This window comes from Pseudomonas sp. Leaf127 (assembly GCF_001423155.1).
Classification (GTDB): Bacteria; Pseudomonadota; Gammaproteobacteria; order Pseudomonadales; family Pseudomonadaceae; genus Aquipseudomonas; species Aquipseudomonas ovata.
Genome location: NZ_LMOA01000021.1, coordinates 392,460 through 411,225, shown reverse-complemented (window position 1 = coordinate 411,225; position 18,766 = coordinate 392,460). Strand labels below are relative to the sequence as shown.

Sequence of the window (18,766 nt, the reverse complement as noted above, 5' to 3'; positions counted from 1 at the left end):
AGGAAATGTGGCATATCGCCATGAATATTTTCTATCCACGGCACCCTGATCGGCGCAGTCTCAACCCGCCGGATCAGCCGCACGACGCTCCTGGGCAGCGTCCAGGCCTTGCCAGCCACCGCCCAGTGCCGCCATCAGCTGGACACTGGCCACCAGCCGGCTTTGCAGGACATTGAGCACACTGCGTTCGTTGCTCAGCGCCGTGGCCTGTACGTTGACCACGTCCAGGTAGTCGATCAGCCCGGCCTTGAACTGGTTCTCGGTCAGGCGCATCGACTCGCGCGCCGCCGCCAGCGCCTCGGCACGCACAGCCGCTTCGCGCTCATAGACCTCGAGCTGGGCCATGTAGTTTTCTACCTCCTGGAAACCATTGAGCACGGTCTGCCGGTACTGCGCCACGGTCTGGTCGTAGACCGCCTCGACCCGATCGACCTCGGCCGAGCGCCTGCCGGCGTCGAACAGGGTCAGGGCCAGTTGCGGACCGACCGACCAGAAGCGGTTCGGTGTGGTGATCCAGCTGGAAAAGGCGCTGCTGCTGTAGCCACCGCTCAGGCTCAGGGTCAGGTCGGGAAAAAAGGCCGCCTTGGCCACGCCGATATTGGCGTTGGCCGCCATGACCGAGCGCTCTGCAGCGGCAATGTCGGGGCGCCGCTCCAGCAAGGTCGACGGCACGCCGACCGGAATGGCCGGCAACGGCGGGATGTCGGTGCTGGCCTGCAGGTTGAATTCGGCCGGCGTCATGCCCATCAGCATGGCAATCGCATTTTCGTACTGGGCGCGCTGCCAGGCCAGGTCGATCAGGTCGGCCTCGGTGCTCTTGAGCTGAGTCTGGGCCTGGGCCACCGACTCGCGCCCGATGATACCGGCGCGGTACTGGTTCTGGGTCAGCTTGAGGGAGCGCTCGTAAGCCTTGACCGTGGCCTCCAGCAGGCGCTTCTGCTCATCAATCACACGCAATTGCAGGTAATTTTGCACCAGCTCCGATTGCAGACTCAGGCGCATGGCCGCCAGATCGGCCTGGCTGGCCTCGGCACTGGCGCTGTCGGCCTCGATGCCACGGCGCAGCTTGCCCCACAGGTCGGCTTCCCAGCTCACCCCCAGTTGCGCGTTATAGGTGTCGCGGATGCCACTGTTGCTGCTCGACAGGCTGGAACTGCTGCTGCCGGTGCCTTGGGCCGAACGGGTCTTGCCGGTGGTCAGGTCCAGGGTCGGGAACAGCGAAGCGCGTGAACTGCGCACCAGCGCCTGAGCCTGGCGGTACTGGGCCTCATACTGGGCCACGGTCTGGTTGGAGCCGTTGAGCCGCTCGACCAGTTGGTTGAGCTGCGCATCCTGATAAATCTCCCACCAGGCACCACGGGCCAACGCATCGCTGGGACTGGCCTGGCGCCAGCCCGGGGCAGCCTTGAACTGGGCCGTGGTGTCGAAGGTCGGCTTCTGGTAATCGGGTCCGACCGTGCAGGCGCCGAGCAGCAAGACGCACAGTCCCGCCGCCAGCGGGCGCAGCAACCAGAGGGGCGTGGAGAAAGTGGCCAGGCGATGGGTCATAGCGGAGTTTCCAGGGCTGCATCGGTACGCACGCCACGCCAGTGGTTGAAGCGATGGCGCAGGTTGTCCAGGTAAAGGTAAACCACCGGGGTGGTGTAAAGGGTCAGGACCTGGCTGAACACCAGGCCGCCGATGATTGTCAGGCCCAATGGCTGGCGCATTTCCGACCCTTCGGCGGTGCCCAGCAGCAACGGCAAGGCCCCCAGGATCGCCGCAATGGTGGTCATCAGGATCGGCCGCAGGCGTTGCAGGCAGGCGCGGCGGATCGACTCATGCGGGCTCATGCCCTGGTCACGCTCCAGTTGCAGCGCCAGGTCGATCATCATGATGGCGTTCTTCTTGACGATACCGATCAACAGGAACAGGCCCAGCAGGGAGATCAGGCTGAACGCCGAGCCCACGGCAAAGATGCTCAACAGCGCGCCGACGCCGGCCGATGGCAAGGTCGACAGGATAGTCAGCGGGTGGATATAGCTTTCGTACAGAATGCCCAGCACCAGGTACACCAGCACCAGGGCGCCCAGGATCATCCACGGCTGGCTTTTCTGGGTCGCAGCAAAAGCATCGCCGGTGCCGGCCATTTTCGAAATCACCTCGCTCGGCAGGCCGACGGTCGCCACCGCACGCTCGATGGCTGCGGTGGCCTGGTCCAGGGTCACGCCTTCGGCCAGGTCGAACGAGATATTTTCCGAAGCAAACAGCCCTTCATGGGAAACCCGGTCGTTTTCCAGGCTGTTCTCATAATGGGCAATGGTCGACAGCGGCACGCGGTCACCATTTTCAGTGATGACCTTGATCTGCTCCAGGGTACTGGGGTCCTGGGAGTATTTGGTATTGACCTCCATGACCACCTTGTACTGGTTCAGGGCGTCATAGATGGTCGACACCTGGCGCTGGCTGTAGGCGTTGTTAAGCACCGTGGTGACCATCTGCATGTCGATGCCCAGGCTCTTGGCCCGGTCGCGGTCGACGATCAGGGTGATCTGTGGCGCGCCACGGCCTTCACGGGCATCGATGGCCGTCAGTTGCGGTATGGCCCGGAACGCCGCCACCACTTTGGGATACCACTCGCGCAGGCGCGCCAGGTCACCACTTTGCAGCACATACTGGTACTGCGAGCTGGCCTGGTCACGCACGCCCCCCAGCTGGATATCCTGGTCGGCCTGCAGGAACAGGCGCCCACCCGGAATCTGTGGCAGGTTCTTGCGCAGCCGCTCGACAATCTTTTCCGAGGACAACTTGCGTTCGCTGAGCGGCTTGAGGCGCACGATCATGAAGGCATTGTTGGTGCCGCCGCTGCCGCCGATAAAGCCGGCCACGCTTTGCACGGCAGGATCGGCCAGCATCGAACGACGAAAGACTTCCATCTTTGGCTGCATGACCGTAAAAGAGAGACCGTCATCGCCGCGAATGAAACCCATGATCTGCCCGGTGTCCTGCTGCGGCAGGAAGGTCTTGGGCACCATCACGTACAAGGCAATATTCACCGCGATGGTCACCAGCAGGCTGGCCAGGGTCAGGCGCGGATGACGCAGCACCCAGCCCAGGCTGCGGTCGTAGCCGGCAATCATGCGTTCGTTGATGCGCTCGCTCCAGCGTTGCACGGCATTGGGCTTTTCAGCCGAGTGCGGTTTGAGCCAGCGGGCGCAAAGCATCGGCGTCAGGGTCAGTGAAACCACCAGCGAGACCAGGATCGCCACCGACAGGGTAATGGCAAACTCGCGGAACAGGTTTTCCACCAGTCCGCCCATGAACAGGATGGAAATGAACACCGCCACCAGCGACACGTTCATCGACAGCAGGGTAAAGCCCACTTCCTTGGCACCGATGTAGGCCGCCTGCATCGGTGACTTGCCGTCATCGATATGCCGGGTGATGTTTTCCAGCACCACGATGGCATCGTCGACCACCAGGCCCGTGGCCAGGATCAGCGCCATCAACGACAGGTTGTTCAATGAAAAACCGCACAGGTGCATGATCGCGAACGAGCCCACCAGCGACACCGGCACTGCCAGGGTCGGGATCAACGAGGCCCGCAGGTTACCCAGAAACAGGAACACCACCATGATCACCAGTACTACGGCAATCAGCAGGGTCAACTCGGCCTCGTGCAAGGTAGCCTTGATCACCGGCGAACGGTCCTGGGCCACTTCCAGGCTGACGCTGGCAGGCATCACAGCGCGCAGGGCCGGCAACTGGTCCTTGATCTGCTGCACGGTCTGGATGATGTTGGCGCCCGGCTGGCGGTTGATGACCAGCAGCACGGCCGTGCGGTCATTGTAGAAGCCGCTGTTGTAGCGGTTTTCCACCGCATCGCTGACCTTGGCCACATCGCTCAGGCGCAAGGCCGCGCCATTCTGGTAGCGGATGATCAACGGCGCATAGTCTTTGGCTTTTTCCAGCTGGTCGTTGGCTTGCACCTGCCAGTTGTACCGGTCGGTTTCGACAAAGCCCTTGGGTCTGCGCACGTTGCCGTTGCTGATGGTGGTGCGCACCTCATCCAGCGACACGCCGTACTGCTCCAGCAGGTGCGGCTCCAGCTCGATGCGCACCGCCGGCAGCGAGCTGCCGCCGATCTGCACCTCGCCCACGCCAGGCACCTGGGCCAGGCTCTGCGAAAGGATGGTCGAGGCCAGGTCATACAGCTGCCCCTTACTCAGCACATCGGAGGTCATCGCCAGCACCATGATAGGCATCTGCGAGGGGTTGACCTTCTTGTAGGTCGGCATGCTGCGCATGCCACTGGGCAGCAGGTTGCGCGCCGCGTTGATGGCCGCCTGCACTTCCCGGGCCGCCGCATTGATATCACGGCCCTGCTCGAACACCAGAATGACCCTGGTAGAGCCCTGGCTGGAGTTGCTGGTCATGTTGGTGACCCCGGCAATGGTACCCAGCGAGCGCTCCAGTGGCGTGGCGACGCTGGAGGCCATGATTTCCGGACTGGCACCGGCCAGGCTGGCCGACACGACGATTACCGGAAAATCCATGTTCGGCAGCGGCGCCACCGGCAACAGGCGAAAACTGAACGCACCCAGCAACATGATCGCGATGCTCAGCAGCATGGTGGCGACCGGCCGGCTGATAAAAGGCGCCGACAGGTTCATGCGTCGACCTGTGGCGCAGCCGGTGCGGTGTCAGGCTTGCGGCCCCAGCGCCGCCCCAGCCGGTCGAAGTACAAGTAGATCACCGGCGTGGTGAACAGCGTCAGCACCTGGCTGACCAGCAGCCCGCCGACCATCACCAGGCCCAGCGGCTGGCGCAGCTCGGCCCCGGAACCGGTGGCCAGCATCAGCGGCACGGCACCGAACAACGCCGCCAGGGTGGTCATCAGGATCGGCCGGAAGCGCAGCAGCGCGGCTTCATAGATCGCCGTGCGCGGGTCGATGCCACGGTTGCGCTCGGCCTCCAGGGCAAAGTCGATCATCATGATGGCGTTTTTCTTGACGATACCGATCAGCAGGATGATGCCGATGATGGCGATCATCCCCAGGTCGTTACCGGTCAACAACAAGGCCAGCAAGGCACCGACGGCGGCAGACGGCAGGGTCGAGAGAATAGTGACCGGATGAATGTAGCTCTCATAGAGCACGCCAAGCACGATGTACATGGTCACGACCGCCGCGAGCACCAGCAGCAGGGTGCTGGACAACGAGGCCTGGAAGGCTTCTGCTGCCCCCTGGAAACGCGTCTGCACACCCAGCGGCATGCCGATGTCCTTCTGCACCTGCTCGATCACTTCGACCGCTGCCCCCAGCGATACATCCGGGGCAAGGTTGAACGACATCATCACCGCCGGGAACTGCCCCAAGTGACTGATCGCCAGCTGCGCCTGGCGCTGCTCGATGCGCGCCAGGCTCGACAGCTTGACCTGGGTGTCATCGGTGGTCTTGACGTAGATCTGTTCCAGCGCCGCCGGCCCCAGTTCGTTGGCATAGGCCGACTGCAACACCACCCGGTACTGGCTGGCCTGGGTGTAGATCGTCGAAATCTGCCGCTGGCCGAATGCGTCGTACAACGCGTCGGTGATCGCCGACACATTGACGCCCAGGCGGCTGGCAGCATCGCGGTCGATGGCGAGGTACACCTGCAGGCCCTTGTCCTGCAGGTCGCTGGCGACCTCGGTAAGCTCCGGGCGCTGTTGCAGGGCCTGCTGCAGACGCTCGCTCCACAGACCGAGCATGTCGGCGTCGGGCGATGAGAGACTGAACTGGTACTGGGTGCGACTGACCCGGTCTTCGATGGTCAGGTCCTGCACCGGTTGCAGGTACAGGCGGATATCGGCCAACTGGTCCAGCTGCGGCTGCAGGCGCAGGATCACCTGGCTGGCCGTCAGGTCGCGCACCTTGTGCGACTTGAGGTTGATCAGCATGCGCCCGCTGTTGAGCGTGGCATTGTCGCCGTCCACGCCGATGTAGGACGACAGGCTCTCGACCGCGGGGTCCTTGAGAATGATGTCGGCCAGCGCCTGTTGCCGCTCGCTCATGGCGGTGAACGACACCGATTGCGGCGCTTCGCTGATGCCCTGGATCACGCCGGTGTCCTGCACCGGAAAGAAGCCCTTGGGCACCGCCAGGTACAGCACCACGGTCAGCGCCATGGTGGCGATGGCCACCAGCAGGGTCAGGGCCTGATGATTCAACACCCACTGCAATTTGCGCGAATAGGCTTCGATCAACCAGTCGATCCAGGCACCGCTGGCCCGGTAAAGGCGGCCCTGCTCTTCTTCCCTGGGTTCACGCTTGAGCAGGCGCGCGCACATCATCGGCGTCAGGGTCAGCGAGACCACCAGGGAAATCAGGATCGCCACCGCCAGGGTGATGGCAAATTCGCGGAACAGCCGACCGACCACATCGGCCATGAACAGCAGCGGAATCAGCACGGCGATCAGCGACAGGGTCAACGAGATCAGGGTAAAGCCAATCTGTCTGGCGCCCTTGAGCGCGGCCTGCATGGGCGTTGCGCCCTCCTCGATGTGCCGGGAAATGTTCTCCAGCATCACGATCGCATCGTCCACCACAAAGCCGGTGGCGATGGTCAGGGCCATCAGGGTCAGGTTATTGATCGAAAAGCCGGCCAGGTACATCACTCCGAACGTGCCGATCAGCGACAGCGGCACGGCAATCGACGGAATGATCGTGGCACTGATACGGCGCAGGAACACGAACGTCACCAGCACCACGAGCATGACCGCGAACACCAGTTCATGCTGGACATCGGTTACCGCCGCACGGATGGTCTGGGTGCGATCGGTCAGCACGATGACATCCAGGCCCGCCGGCAAGTTGTCGGTGATGCTCGGCAGCATGGCCTTGATGCTGTCGACCACCTGGATGACGTTGGCCCCCGGCTGGCGCTGGATATTGAGCAGCACGGCCTGGCTCTGGTTGGCCCAGGCGGCCAGGCGGTCGTTTTCGGCGCCGTCGATGATCTGCGCCACGTCCTTGAGGCGCAAGGGCGCGCCATTGCTGTAGGCCAGGATCAGGTTGGCGTATTCCTGCGCCGACTTGAGCTGATCGTTGGCATCGAGCATCGAGGTGCGGATCGGGCCGTCGAAGTTGCCCTTGGGCTGGTTGACGTTGGAGGCACTGATCAGGCTGCGGACATCGCTCAGGTTGAGCCCGTTGGCCGCCAGCGCCTGTGGGTTGACCTTGATCCGTACCGCCTGGCGCTGCCCGCCGGCAATACTGACCATGCCCACGCCGCTGACCTGGGAGATCTTCTGCGCCATGCGCGTGTCGACCAGCTCGTTGAGCTGCGGCAGCGGCATGACCTTCGAGGTGATGGCCAGTGTCAGCACCGGGGTGTCGGCCGGGTTGACCTTGTTATACACCGGCGGTGCCGGCAAATCAGTGGGCAGCAGGTTACTGGAGGCATTGATGGCCGCCTGCACTTCCTGCTCGGCCACATCCATGTTCAAGTCGAGGCTGAAGCGCAAGGTGATGACCGAGGCGCCCCCGGAGCTGGTCGAGGCCATCTGGGTCAAGCCGGGCATCTGCCCGAACTGTCGCTCCAGCGGTGCGGTCACCGCGCTGGTCATCACTTGCGGGCTGGCACCCGGGTACAGGGTGATCACCCGGATGGTCGGGTAGTCCACCTGCGGCAAGGCTGACACCGGCAGCAAGGTGTAGGCGATCAGACCGGCCAGTACCAGGGCCAGCATGCTCAGCGTGGTGGCGACCGGACGCAGGATGAACAGGCGCGACATATTCATGCTTGAGTCTTTTGCGTGGTATCGGCAGACGCCGAGCTGTCCGTGCCCTTGGCCGGCTGGCCTTGCAGCTTCTGGCCCGGCGTGACCGGCACGTCCTTGCTGTCGCTGACCACTTCGACGGCGCTGCCGTCGCGCAGGCGATCGGTGCCTTCGAGCACCACTTGCGTGCCGGCGGCCAGCCCCTCGGTCACGACGGTGAATTGTTCATTGCCAGGCCCGGTCTTGAGCGTGTTGATCTTGACCTTTTTATCGCCATCGAGGGCATAGACAAAGGTGCCCTGGGTGCCGAACTGGAGCGCAGCGGTCGGCACCAGCACGGCCTGCCTGAGGGTGTCGGCCAGCAGGCGCACGTTGACGAACTGGTTGGGCAGCAAGGACTCGTCGCCGTTGTCGAAACGGGCCTTGAACTTGAGCGTACCGGTGGTCACGTCGATCTGGTTGTCGAGGCTGGCCAGCACGCCGGTGGCCTGCTGCTTGAGGTCGCCACGGTCCCAGGCTTCGACAGGCAGCTTGTCGCCACTGCGGTAACGGCTGATCACCGGCGCCAGCACGGTTTCAGGCAGCGTGAAGCTCACCGAGATCGGCTGGGTCTGGGTGATCACCACCAAGGCCGTGGTATCGTTGGCGGCCACCAGGTTGCCCATGTCGAGCTGCTTGAGGCCGACACGTCCGGCGATAGGGGCGCGGATACGGGTAAAGTCGAGGTTCAGGCGTGCTTCATTGACCGCCGCCTGGTTGGTCTTGATCGTGCCCTGGTACTGGTTGACCAGCGACTCGGCAGTGTCCAGCGTCTGCTTGGCGATACTGTCTTCGGCGAACAGCCCCCGGTAGCGCTGCACGTCGATCTGGGCATTCTTGAGCAGGGCCTGATTGGTCGCCAGCGTGCCTTCGGCCTGTTGCAGGGCAATCTGGTAGGTGCGCGGATCGATCTCTGCCAGCAGGTCGCCGGCCTTGACCCTCTGGCCTTCCTGGAAGTGAATCTTGATCAGTTCGCCCGCCACACGGCTGCGTACGTTGATGGTGTTGGTCGCCGTCACCGTGCCCAGGGCCTTGTAGTAGATCGGGAAGTCGGCCTGGGTGGCCGGCGCCACGCGCACCGGCACCGGCTGGGTCGAGGCACCGAAACCTGGACGCGCTGCGCCACGCCCGGCGCCTGTGCCGCCTGCCGCACCGGGCCGGCCGGCCTGGGCACCGTCCTGTGGCGTCGAAGCAGGCCAGAACCACCAGCACAGGCCGATGATCGCCAACAGGACCAACAGACTTACCAACCAGCGACGAGAGTTACGAGGACCAGACGATTGCATGAATAAATCAACCATTGCAGGTGGGGCTTGTTCGGAGGCTGAACAATAAGCACAGACGGATGACAAGCAAAGCGCCTTTACCAAGCGCTTACCTTCGTCAAGCATCTGAGAAACAAGTAAAAACGGCCTGAACAAGGCAGGCCGTCGAGCAATGCCGCAGACTTACTTCAGAACGGACAAGGCCGCTTCGTAATTAGGCTCCTGGCCGATTTCGCTCACCAGCTCGCTGTGCAGGACGTTGTCGTTTTCATCCAGCACCACGACGGCGCGGGTGGTCAGGCCGGTCAGTGGGCCATCGGCAATGGCCACGCCATACTGGCTGGCGAAATCGGCACTGCGGAAAGTTGACAGGTTCTTGACGTTTTCCAGGCCTTCGCTGCCGCAGAAACGCGCCTGGGCGAACGGCAGGTCAGCCGAGACGCACAGCACGACGGTGTTTTCGAGCGTGTTGGCCTGGGCGTTGAAGGTGCGCACGGAAGTGGCGCAGGTCGGGGTGTCGACGCTTGGGAAGATGTTCAGCACCTTGCGCTGGCCGGCAAAGTCAGCCAGTGCCACATCGGCAAGGCCGGCACCTACCAGGGTAAAGGCCGGAGCGGCACTGCCCACTGCTGGCAGTTCGCCCTGGATGCTGACCGGATTGCCTTTGAGAGTTACTTGAGCCATGAAGCGAAGTCCTTTTGAAAAAGAAAAGAACCGGCAGTTAAGCATGAAAAAGCGTCACGATATAGCGCAGCGCCGCTTGATGCCAATAATGACCGGTTCCTTGTTTGACGACCCGTCAAGGGCCTTCGGTCAGAAGTCTCGTTTATAGAAAATATCCAGGGAGCTGGCCAGGCCACTGGCCGCCTCCAGGTACACCCGCTTGCTGAGCATGTAGCGCAAGGCAATGGTGTTGGCCGGCTCGAATACCCCGACCCCGTAGCGCAGGCTCAGCTTGTCGGTGATCCTGCCACTGGCCACCACACTGGTCTTGTCACCGGACCCGGAAGTGTCCAGTTCGAAGTCCTTGATGCCCAGGTTGCTGGCCAGCTTGCCGGTCGCCCCTGAACTGCCCGCCACCCCGAGCGCCAGGGCCGCCTGAGCAACCATGTTGTTGTCCTCGCTGTTGGTCCCCAGCGGCCGACCCATGACCAGATACGACAGCGCCTGCTCCTGGCTCATGGCCGGCTCCGAGAACACCTCGGTGGTGGGCTGCTCGGCACTGCCGGTCAGGCGAATGCCGGCGATCACTTCATCGACCTGGCGAATGGCTTCGATATCCAGGTACGGTTGGTCGATGGGACCGGTGAACAACAGCCGGGCCTTGCGAATGGTCAGGCGCTGGCCATAGGCCCGGTAACGGCCGTCGTTGAGGTTGAGTTCGCCGCGGGTGTCCATGTTGTCGCCGACATGCACGCGGCCGGCCAGGTTGGCGGTCAGGCCAAAGCCCGAAAACGCCAGTTGCTCCTGGCCCACCAGCACATCGATGTCCATCGCCATGGCCATCGGCGGCTGGCCCTGTTCGGTCTGCTGGCCGACGATCACAGTGTCCTGCGACACCTTGACCGTCGAGGGCGGCAGCTCGCGCACGGTGATCTTGCCCTTGGGCACCCGCACGGTGCCGGAGATCTTCAACTGGTCGCCCTGCAGGGCAATGGCAAGATCCGGTGCTGCCTCAAGCTCCGCATAGGGCTCGACCACGATCGGCAGGCGCGAACCCTTGAGGCGGATATCGACGGCCAGGGCGTTGCCCCAGGTCACCTGCCCGCCGATGCTGCCCTGCCCTGTCGCCCCGCTTTTCCAGCCACCGTCCAGTTGCACGCTTTCGCCGGCAATCTGCGCCTTGAGGTTCAGGTCCTGCAATTGCATGGGCAGTTCCGGGCCTGACACTTCGCCCCCCGAAAGCACCAGGCTGCCATTGACCTGCGGCGCCAGCAGGCTGCCGGAAATGCGCCCGCTGCCATTGAGACGCCCCTTGAGGGTGTCGACCATCGGGGCAAACGGCCGGGCCACGGCAATATCCACGGCGCTCAAGGTAAAGTCGCCGGTCACCGGCTTGTCACGCGCCACCGGGTCGATACGGGCATTGAGCAGCAGGCGCCCCAGCCGGTTGCCATCGAACTCCAGGCGCGAATCGATGCGCTTGGGGGTCAGGCTGCTGGTGAGCTTGAGGGTGCTATAGGGGAAATCCAGCCATTGCTGTTTATCGCGGATGCGCAGCGTGCCGCCACCCGCATCGACGCTGATCTGACCGGACGGCCCTGCCGCCGGGACATCCAGCGACACGTCGGCGTTGACCAGGCCCTTCCAGGCGAAATCCTTGGGCATCCACTGCGCCAGGCTGTCGAGCGAGAAGTTTTTCAGGCGATAGCGCAAGCGCGGGTCGGGCATCAGCCGCTGGTTGTCGCCACACAGGCTGGCCGCGCCGGACATAAAGCAATGCGCGCCGACGTTGATCGTGCCATTGGCCAGGCGCTCCAGCCGGGCCGGGGCCTGCAAGCGCCAGTGCTGGCCGTTGCTCTGCACATCGCCGCTGACCAGCCGGCCGCGCCAGTTGTCTTTGTCCAGGCCACCGTCCAGAGCCATGGCCAGCTTCAACAGCGGTCCTTGCAGGTCAAGCTTGAGCTGCTGGGCCTTGAGCGTACCCTGGCCATCGACCAGCAAGGTGCCCAACCGGGTGTCGCCGCTCTGGATACCTTCGCCTTTGAGGTTCAGCGTGGCACGTTGTGCCTGATCCAGTTTGCCGCCAAGGCTCAAACGCTGCAGGCGGTTTTCCTGGAACCCCAGACCGTTGCCTTGCAGGTTCAACTGGCCTTGCGGGGCCTGCAACGTGCCGGCCAGGTCCATCCGGCCCTTGATCACGCCCTGCAAACCCGGCCAGAGTTGCGCCAGCCGTGGCAGATCAAGGTCCAGTTGCCCGCGCAGTTGCCGGGCCAGTTCGCCCTTGCCCTGGATGCGGTTATCACCCAACCGCACCAGCAGCGATTCGAGCGTCCATTGCTGACCATTGCCGGCGGCCTTGGCCTGTAAGGCGGCTGCCTGGCCACGCAGGCGGCCAGTCAGGTCCAGGTCGGCTTGCAGATCGAGGGTTTCGCCCTTGAGGCTGCCTTTGCTGCGCAGCGGGCCACCCAGGGTGCCGGGCAGCTCGGCCACCCAGAAAGCCGGGTTCAATGCACTCAGCTTCAGGTCGGTGTCCCAGGCCACGCCCTCGGCAAACTGCAGTTTCAGGTAGCCGGTGGCCTTGCCCTGCCCCGCCACCAGCTCCAGTTGTGGCAGATTGACCGATTGCAGATCGCCACTGAACGGGCTTTGCAGTGTGAAGGCTCCGGCCGGGCCATCGGCCCTGGCATTGAAATTCCCCAGGTACTTGCCATCGGTGTACGACACCAAGCCCTTGAACTGGCGCAGCTTGACGTCAGGCTCGGCCACCTGCGGGTACAGGCGGTGCCAGGGAAAATCCAGCCAGTCCAGCGTGGCATCGGCCTTCAAGCCCTCTGCCCACCCCAGGGTGCCCTTGAGCGCAACATGCTGTTGCTCACTGGCCGTCAGGTCCAGCGCAGCGATGTCGGCGCCCTTGGCATCAACCCGGCCGCGCAATGCCAGTGCAATCGGGCCTTTTTCAGCCGGAAGGCTGGCATTGCCTTGCAATTGATAGCCCGCCGCCAGATCCCCCTCGGCCACCAGGTCGAGCTTTTCCAGGGTCAGGGTGTCCGGCAGGTCGGGCGCCGCCTTGAAGCGGTCGACCCGCAGGTTGACCCGGGCCGGCAGGCCATCGGCCAGCGGTTGCAGCTCGCCGGTCAGCAGGCCTTGCAGATAACCGCTGCTTTGCGCCTTGAGCTGCAAGGTCTTGAGCAGGTCGCCTTGTACCTCCAGCGCCAGGGCCCAGTCCTGGCCGCCCTGGGGCGGCAATTGCACCTGCCCGGTCAGGTTCAGCGGCCAGTCGCCGGCCGGTTGCAGCAGGCCGGCCAGCTCCAGGCGCAGGTCGTCGCGCTGCAGGTAGACCCGGTCGATCTTCAAGCCTACGGCCGTCCAGTGCGCGGCCAGTTGCAGGTCCTGCAACTGATCGACGCCATCGAGTTGCACGCTGGCAATCTGGATGTCCTGCACTTCGAGGGCCAGGGGCAGGTTCAGGTCCGGCAAGGTCAGGGGGCCGGCCGGCTCGCTCGGCTCACTGGCTGGCAATTGCAGGCTGATCGCTCCGGTATGCAGGGTGTCGATGCACAGGGTCATGCGCCACAGGCAGGATGGCGACCAGTCCAGCTGCGGCGCCTCGACGGCCACTCGCTGCTCGCCCTGCTGCCAGACCAGGCGCTCGGCCTGCCAGTGACCGCCCAGATGGCCGTTGAACTGTTCGACTTGCAAGCCAGGCACACGATCAAGCAACCATTGACTGCCACGCTGGGTGCCCAGCAGGCTCACCAGGATCAAGCCTGCCAATAAAAGAACGGCCAGCAAGCTGGCCGCGGTAATCATCAAACCACGCAAAAAGCGGCGCGTATTCATAGTTCCGGTCCCATGGAAAAGTGCAGGCGAACGCCGCCATCGCCGTCCAGTGGATGGGCCAGGTCAACGCGTATCGGCCCGACCGGTGAGACCCAGCGCACGCCAAAGCCGACGCCGGTCTTCAGGCTGGGCATATCCAGGGAGTTGAACGCATTGCCCTGGTCGATGAACGCCGCCAGCCGCCACTTTTCTGCAATCGAATACTGGTACTCGGCACTGGCAGCCACCATATAGCGGCCACCAATGCGGTCACCATCGGAGTTGGTCGGCGACAGGGTCTGGTAGTCATAACCGCGCACGCTCTGGTCGCCGCCGGCGAAGAACCGCAGTGACGGCGGAATCGATGCATAGCCGTTGGTCCAGTTGCCCCCCACCTGTACCCGCCCCAGCAGGCGATGGTCACGAGCGATCGTGGTCAGGCCCTTGAGCAACGCGCTGCCGCGCAGCAGGTTGGTGTCCGACAGTGCGCCCTCGGCGGCCACTTGCGCATCCAATTGCAGGCGGTAGCCATTTTGCGGGTCGATGCGGTTATCACTGCGCAGGAAGGAATAGCTCACGCCTGGCATCAACAACGTGCTCAGGCCGGAGTCGTCACCCAGGCGGTATTCCTCGCGCTGCCACTTCAGCGACAGCACCCGTTCCCAGCCGCTGGGCAGCTTACTGTGCCATTCCGGCCCCAGCGTCAACAGCTTGCTGAGGGTATCGGTGCCGGCGATTTCTTCATATTGATAGCCGCCGGCAAAGCGCAGCTTGTCGGTCAGCGGCGGGTCGAGCGGAATGTCGTACCACAACCCGATGTTCTGCCGGGGCGCGGACAGCTCCGATTCGAAACCGTAACTGTGCCCCTGCGGGTTGGCCCAGTGGCGAGTCCAGTTGGCCTTGCCACGCGGCCCCACGTCGGTGGAGAACCCCAGTCCCAGGCCCATGGTCCGGGGCTTGCGGGTTTCGAGCTGGACGTTGACCGGGATGGCCTGCTCGACCGCCGTGGTCGGCGTGGCATCGACGCGCACGCCTTCGAAATAGCCACTTGATTGCATGGCCTGGTTCAGGTCGGCGATCAGCTGCGAATCGTAAGGCGTGTTTTCCTTGAACGGCACCATGCGCCGCAGCAAGTCAGGGTCAAGCGGCGTATCGCCACTGAAGGTCACCTGCCCCAGGATGTAGCGCGGGCCGCTGTCATAGACCAGGTCGATATCCGCTACACCACCACGCGGGTCGACGACCAGTTGCTGATGGGTAAAGCGCCCGCTGAAAAAACCGTAGCGCGAGGCCTGGTTCTGGATCAGCTTCTTGGCGTCTTCATAAAGCCCGTGATTGAGCGGCTGCCCAGGTTGCAGCGCCGTGCTTTTCGGCACTTTGAAGGCTGCCATCGATGCCGCCGGCCCTTCGACCCGCACTGTGACGTGGCGCAGGCGCACAGGCTCGCCGGATTCGATACGCAGGATCAGTTGCGGCTGCTGGCCATCCTTGACCTCGCTGTCGATACGCGCCTGGTAATAGCCCAAGGCCTGGGCAGCGGTCCGGGCCTGTTGCACGGCGCCCGGGCTGAACTGCTCAAGCGCCGCCGCATCGCGCTCGCCAAGGCTGCCTATATAACCTTCGATATTTTCCTTGAGTGCCGCATTGGCGGGCGTGACATTGACCTGCAGGCGCGCCTCGGCATGGACCGTGGCGCTCAACGACAGGACGAACAGGCTGCTGAATAGTCTTAAGGGCTTCATGGGTCCGGATGCTAACACGACTCAATGGCGGCGCCGCTCAAAGGCGAACAGGCCTGCCGCGCATGAAGCCGGGGTTTACCACTCACGTCGTGGCGTGGGTCACAGCCCGGGGGCTGGGATGAAAAAACACATGCTCACGAATCGGTCCGACCGTCACTTCACCGATTTCCTCGTAACCCTGCTGTTTATAGAACTCAAGATAGCGGGGATTTCCGGTGTCGAGGACCACACCACGCGAATGCTCATCCACCGCACACCACTCATGCAATGTCTGCAACAATTTCTCACTCAAATGCTGGCCCATGCGTTGGCCCTGGTAAGCGGGGTCCAGCCCCACCAGCGGCAGGACATGCACTTGCTGCGAAGGCAGGCAGGCCAGTACGGCGTTGTAATAGTCCAGGTAGCGCTGGGTACAGCTCAGGCCGGTGCTGAGTACCATGCGCAGACGCCAGGCCCAGCTTTCGGTAATGCCCAGGCGACGCTGCGGTGGGGCAATCAGGGCCACGCCTGCCAGGCGGTCTTCGACAAACAGACCCAGCGCCGGCAAGTCCTGCAGGAAATGCTGCTTGACCAGCGCATTGACCGTGGCCTTCACACGCTGCTCGTAACCGGCGCGCTTGGCATTGAAAACATAGGCAAAGTTCGGGTCGTTGCGGTAGACCTGAAACAGCAGATTGCGGGTTTCACGCGAATAACCGCTATCAAGCTGACGAATATCGATCTGGGAAATGGATGACTCAGGCATACGGCAAAACCTCGTATTAGCGGCCGTGCAAAAAATGCGCAACTGGCATGCACAGCCTCAGAGTCATCGAGGTTCTCGACAGTTCCGGAAATAATGATGGCAATCCAATGACTGCTTGCAAGCTGGTCGTTATCAGGCAGGTCGGCTAGCATCGCCGTCTCGTTTTCGCTTCAGGATGGTCGCTTTATGAAAATCGTCTCGTTCAACATCAACGGCCTGCGCGCCCGGCCGCACCAATTGGCGGCCCTGATCGAGAAATACCAGCCGGACGTGATCGGCCTGCAGGAAACCAAGGTATCCGACGAGCAGTTTCCCCAGGCCGAGATCGAGGCTCTGGGCTATCACGTTCATTATCATGGCCAGAAAGGCCACTATGGAGTTGCCCTGCTTTCGCGCCAGGCGCCACTGACGCTGCACAAGGGTTTCGACAGCGATGACGACGAAGCCCAGAAGCGTTTTATCTGGGGCACCTACGCCGATGAACACGGCCAGCCGGTGACCATCATGAATGGCTACTTTCCTCAAGGTGAAAGCCGCGACCACCCCACCAAGTTTCCGGCCAAGCAACGCTTCTACAACGACCTGCAAACCCTGCTGGAAAGTCGTTTCAGTCATGAGCAGCCACTGGTGGTGATGGGCGACGTGAACATTTCGCCCGAGGATTGTGACATCGGCATCGGTGCCGATAACGCCAGGCGCTGGCTGAAAACCGGCAAATGCAGCTTTTTGCCCGAAGAACGTGAATGGATGGCACGCCTCAAGAACTGGGGGCTGGTCGACAGTTTCCGCTACCTGCACCCAGAGGTGAATGACCAGTTCAGTTGGTTCGACTACCGCAGCCGCGGCTTTGAAGACCAACCCAAGCGTGGCCTGCGCATTGACCTGATCATGACCTCGAAGGGCTTGCAACCGCGCATCAAGGCTGCCGGCGTGGACTACGTCCTGCGCGGCATGGAAAAGCCTTCCGACCATGCGCCGATCTGGCTGGAGCTGAACTGATACCAACGCCATCTCGTCATCGCCCCGTCATATTTGTTTCTTAATCTGCCGACACCTTTGATGACTCACGGTGATGCAGATGCTGCGTGCCCTGCTTTACGCGCTTCTGCTGGCCGGCACGCCACCGGCCCTGGCCGCCTCGGCAGTGACGACCGATGCCCCGGTCCTGAGGCTGTCGGGCTCCAATACCCTCAATGCACAATTGGGCCCTGCCCTGATCGAGGGCTTGATGCGCCAGCGCGGCCTGCATCAGGTGCAGACCTTGCCGGGGGCTGCGGCCAATGAAATGCAGGTACAGGGCCGGGACCTCAGCGGCACGCCTTACGTGGCGGTCGTCGCCGCGCATGGATCGGGCACCGGCTTTACCGCACTGGCGCACGGGCTGGCCGATCTCGCGGCCGCTTCGCGACCGATCAAGGACGAAGAAGTGCGTGCACTGGCAGGCTTTGGCGACTTGCGCAGCGCCCAGGCCGAACATGTGATTGCCATCGACGGGGTGGCGGTGATCGTGCACCCAGCCAACCCGCTGCGTCATCTGGACACCGAGACCCTGGCGCGACTGTTCAGCGGTGAAATCCGTGACTGGCAAACCCTGGGTGGCCGACCCGGGCCCATTGTCCTGTATGCGCGTGACGATCAGTCCGGCACCTGGGAAACCTTTCAGGATCGGGTGCTGGCCAGGCATGGCAAACACCTGTCGCCGCACGCACAGCGCCTGGAGTCCAGCCAACAGCTCTCCGACGCCGTCAGCCGCAACCCCAACGCTATCGGCTTTATCGGCCTGCCTTATGTTCGACACACCCGGGCCCTGGCCATTGCCGATGGCGACTCGCAACCGATGTTGCCCAGCCTGGCGCTGATCGCCACCGAAGACTACCCGCTGTCACGCCGGTTGTACCTGTACCTGCCGCCGCACCTGCAACAGCCCTGGGCCCAGGCACTGGTGCGTTTTGCCCAGAGCCCCGAAGGCCAGGCCATCGTGGCCGACAGCGGCTTTGTCGCCCAGCGCGTGCAAGCGATCACCGTCCGTCCGACAGCACAAATGCCTGCCCGCTATCAGGCACTGAGCCGGGAAGCCCAGCGCCTGTCGATCAACTTTCGCTTTGCCCAGGGCAGCGCGCGGCTGGACAACAAGGCGCTGTTTGACGTGCAACGGGTGGTCGATTACCTGAATAGTCACGACAAACTCACCCGCCAGGTCACGCTGGTCGGCTTCGGCGATGCCAAGGATGACCCGGAGCGGGCCACCCTGCTGTCACGCTTGCGCGCCATGGCCGTGCGCCGCGAGCTGTTGCGTCACGGCGTCATCCTGCGCGATGTGCTGGGCCTGGGCGAGGAAATGCCGGTGGCCACCAACGAGGTCGACGACGGACGGATCCGTAACCGCCGGGTCGAAGTCTGGGTGCATTGACTGGCCGACCCTCTCCCGACTCTTGACAGCTTGACGCTCGTCGGGCAGCCAGTGCGACATGTTGTCACGCGGTGTTACCCTGCACGAAATCATTTCAAAAAGCGGGTAGCACGGAAACATTTTCAGGGCCACTGACTGGCCGTCACCTTATGGCATTTCAGCCAGAAGCCCGATTTACGGGGCTTTGCAAAACCTGGCACGGCTCCTGCTATATCTTTCGTACAACAAGAACAACAAATTGCAGCAACCCAATAAAAACAAGACGTAACGGCTCTGACATAACAAGAACAACACGGACAGAGACGCAGCCAACAGATTTTTTTGGAGTAGATAGCTTTTCGAGGC

The 18,766-nt window shown here is 62.9% G+C and carries 10 protein-coding genes; 2 read left to right on the top strand and 8 right to left on the bottom strand.

Translation table 11 applies throughout. The features are described 5' to 3' along the window. Window positions 1-60: 60 nt before the first annotated feature. The 8 genes from ASF84_RS15125 to ASF84_RS15090 form a co-directional block, all read right to left on the bottom strand. Window positions 61-1,548, bottom strand: a complete 1,488-nt coding sequence (locus tag ASF84_RS15125) for an efflux transporter outer membrane subunit (protein ID WP_056839648.1) — start codon at window positions 1,546-1,548, stop codon at window positions 61-63. Continuing rightward, a complete protein-coding gene (locus ASF84_RS15120; protein ID WP_056839647.1) occupies window positions 1,545-4,652 on the bottom strand; it encodes an efflux RND transporter permease subunit in 3,108 nt (1,035 codons plus the stop codon). Before ASF84_RS15120 ends, ASF84_RS15125 begins: the two co-directional genes overlap by 4 nt. Next, entirely contained in the window at window positions 4,649-7,759 is a 3,111-nt protein-coding gene (locus ASF84_RS15115) for an MdtB/MuxB family multidrug efflux RND transporter permease subunit (RefSeq protein WP_056839646.1), read from the bottom strand. The genes ASF84_RS15120 and ASF84_RS15115 overlap by 4 nt, the downstream gene beginning before the upstream one ends. Continuing rightward, window positions 7,756-9,078, bottom strand: a complete 1,323-nt coding sequence (locus tag ASF84_RS15110; protein ID WP_056839645.1) for an MdtA/MuxA family multidrug efflux RND transporter periplasmic adaptor subunit — start codon at window positions 9,076-9,078, stop codon at window positions 7,756-7,758. The genes ASF84_RS15115 and ASF84_RS15110 overlap by 4 nt, the downstream gene beginning before the upstream one ends. A gap of 147 nt (window positions 9,079-9,225) precedes the next feature. Continuing rightward, window positions 9,226-9,726, bottom strand: a complete 501-nt coding sequence (gene tpx, locus ASF84_RS15105; protein WP_056839644.1) for a thiol peroxidase — start codon at window positions 9,724-9,726, stop codon at window positions 9,226-9,228. A 129-nt stretch (window positions 9,727-9,855) separates the two neighbouring features. Beyond that, window positions 9,856-13,545 (bottom strand): translocation/assembly module TamB domain-containing protein, encoded by a 3,690-nt coding sequence (locus ASF84_RS15100; RefSeq protein ID WP_056839643.1) that lies wholly within the window; start codon window positions 13,543-13,545, stop codon window positions 9,856-9,858. Then, a complete protein-coding gene (locus ASF84_RS15095; protein WP_056839642.1) occupies window positions 13,542-15,266 on the bottom strand; it encodes an autotransporter assembly complex protein TamA in 1,725 nt (574 codons plus the stop codon). The genes ASF84_RS15100 and ASF84_RS15095 overlap by 4 nt, the downstream gene beginning before the upstream one ends. A gap of 82 nt (window positions 15,267-15,348) precedes the next feature. Further along, the gene (locus ASF84_RS15090) at window positions 15,349-16,011 is read right to left on the bottom strand and encodes a GNAT family N-acetyltransferase (RefSeq protein WP_056839641.1); all 663 of its coding nucleotides are present in this window, start codon (window positions 16,009-16,011) and stop codon (window positions 15,349-15,351) included. Window positions 16,012-16,197: 186 nt separating this feature from the next. Here ASF84_RS15090 and xthA point away from each other — a divergent pair, with 186 nt between their 5' ends. Together xthA and ASF84_RS15080 are read left to right on the top strand one after the other, a co-directional pair. Beyond that, entirely contained in the window at window positions 16,198-17,010 is an 813-nt protein-coding gene (xthA, locus tag ASF84_RS15085; RefSeq protein WP_056839640.1) for an exodeoxyribonuclease III, read from the top strand. 79 nt (window positions 17,011-17,089) lie between these two features. Further along, window positions 17,090-18,421 (top strand): substrate-binding domain-containing protein, encoded by a 1,332-nt coding sequence (locus ASF84_RS15080; RefSeq protein WP_056840155.1) that lies wholly within the window; start codon window positions 17,090-17,092, stop codon window positions 18,419-18,421. Window positions 18,422-18,766: the final 345 nt, after the last annotated feature.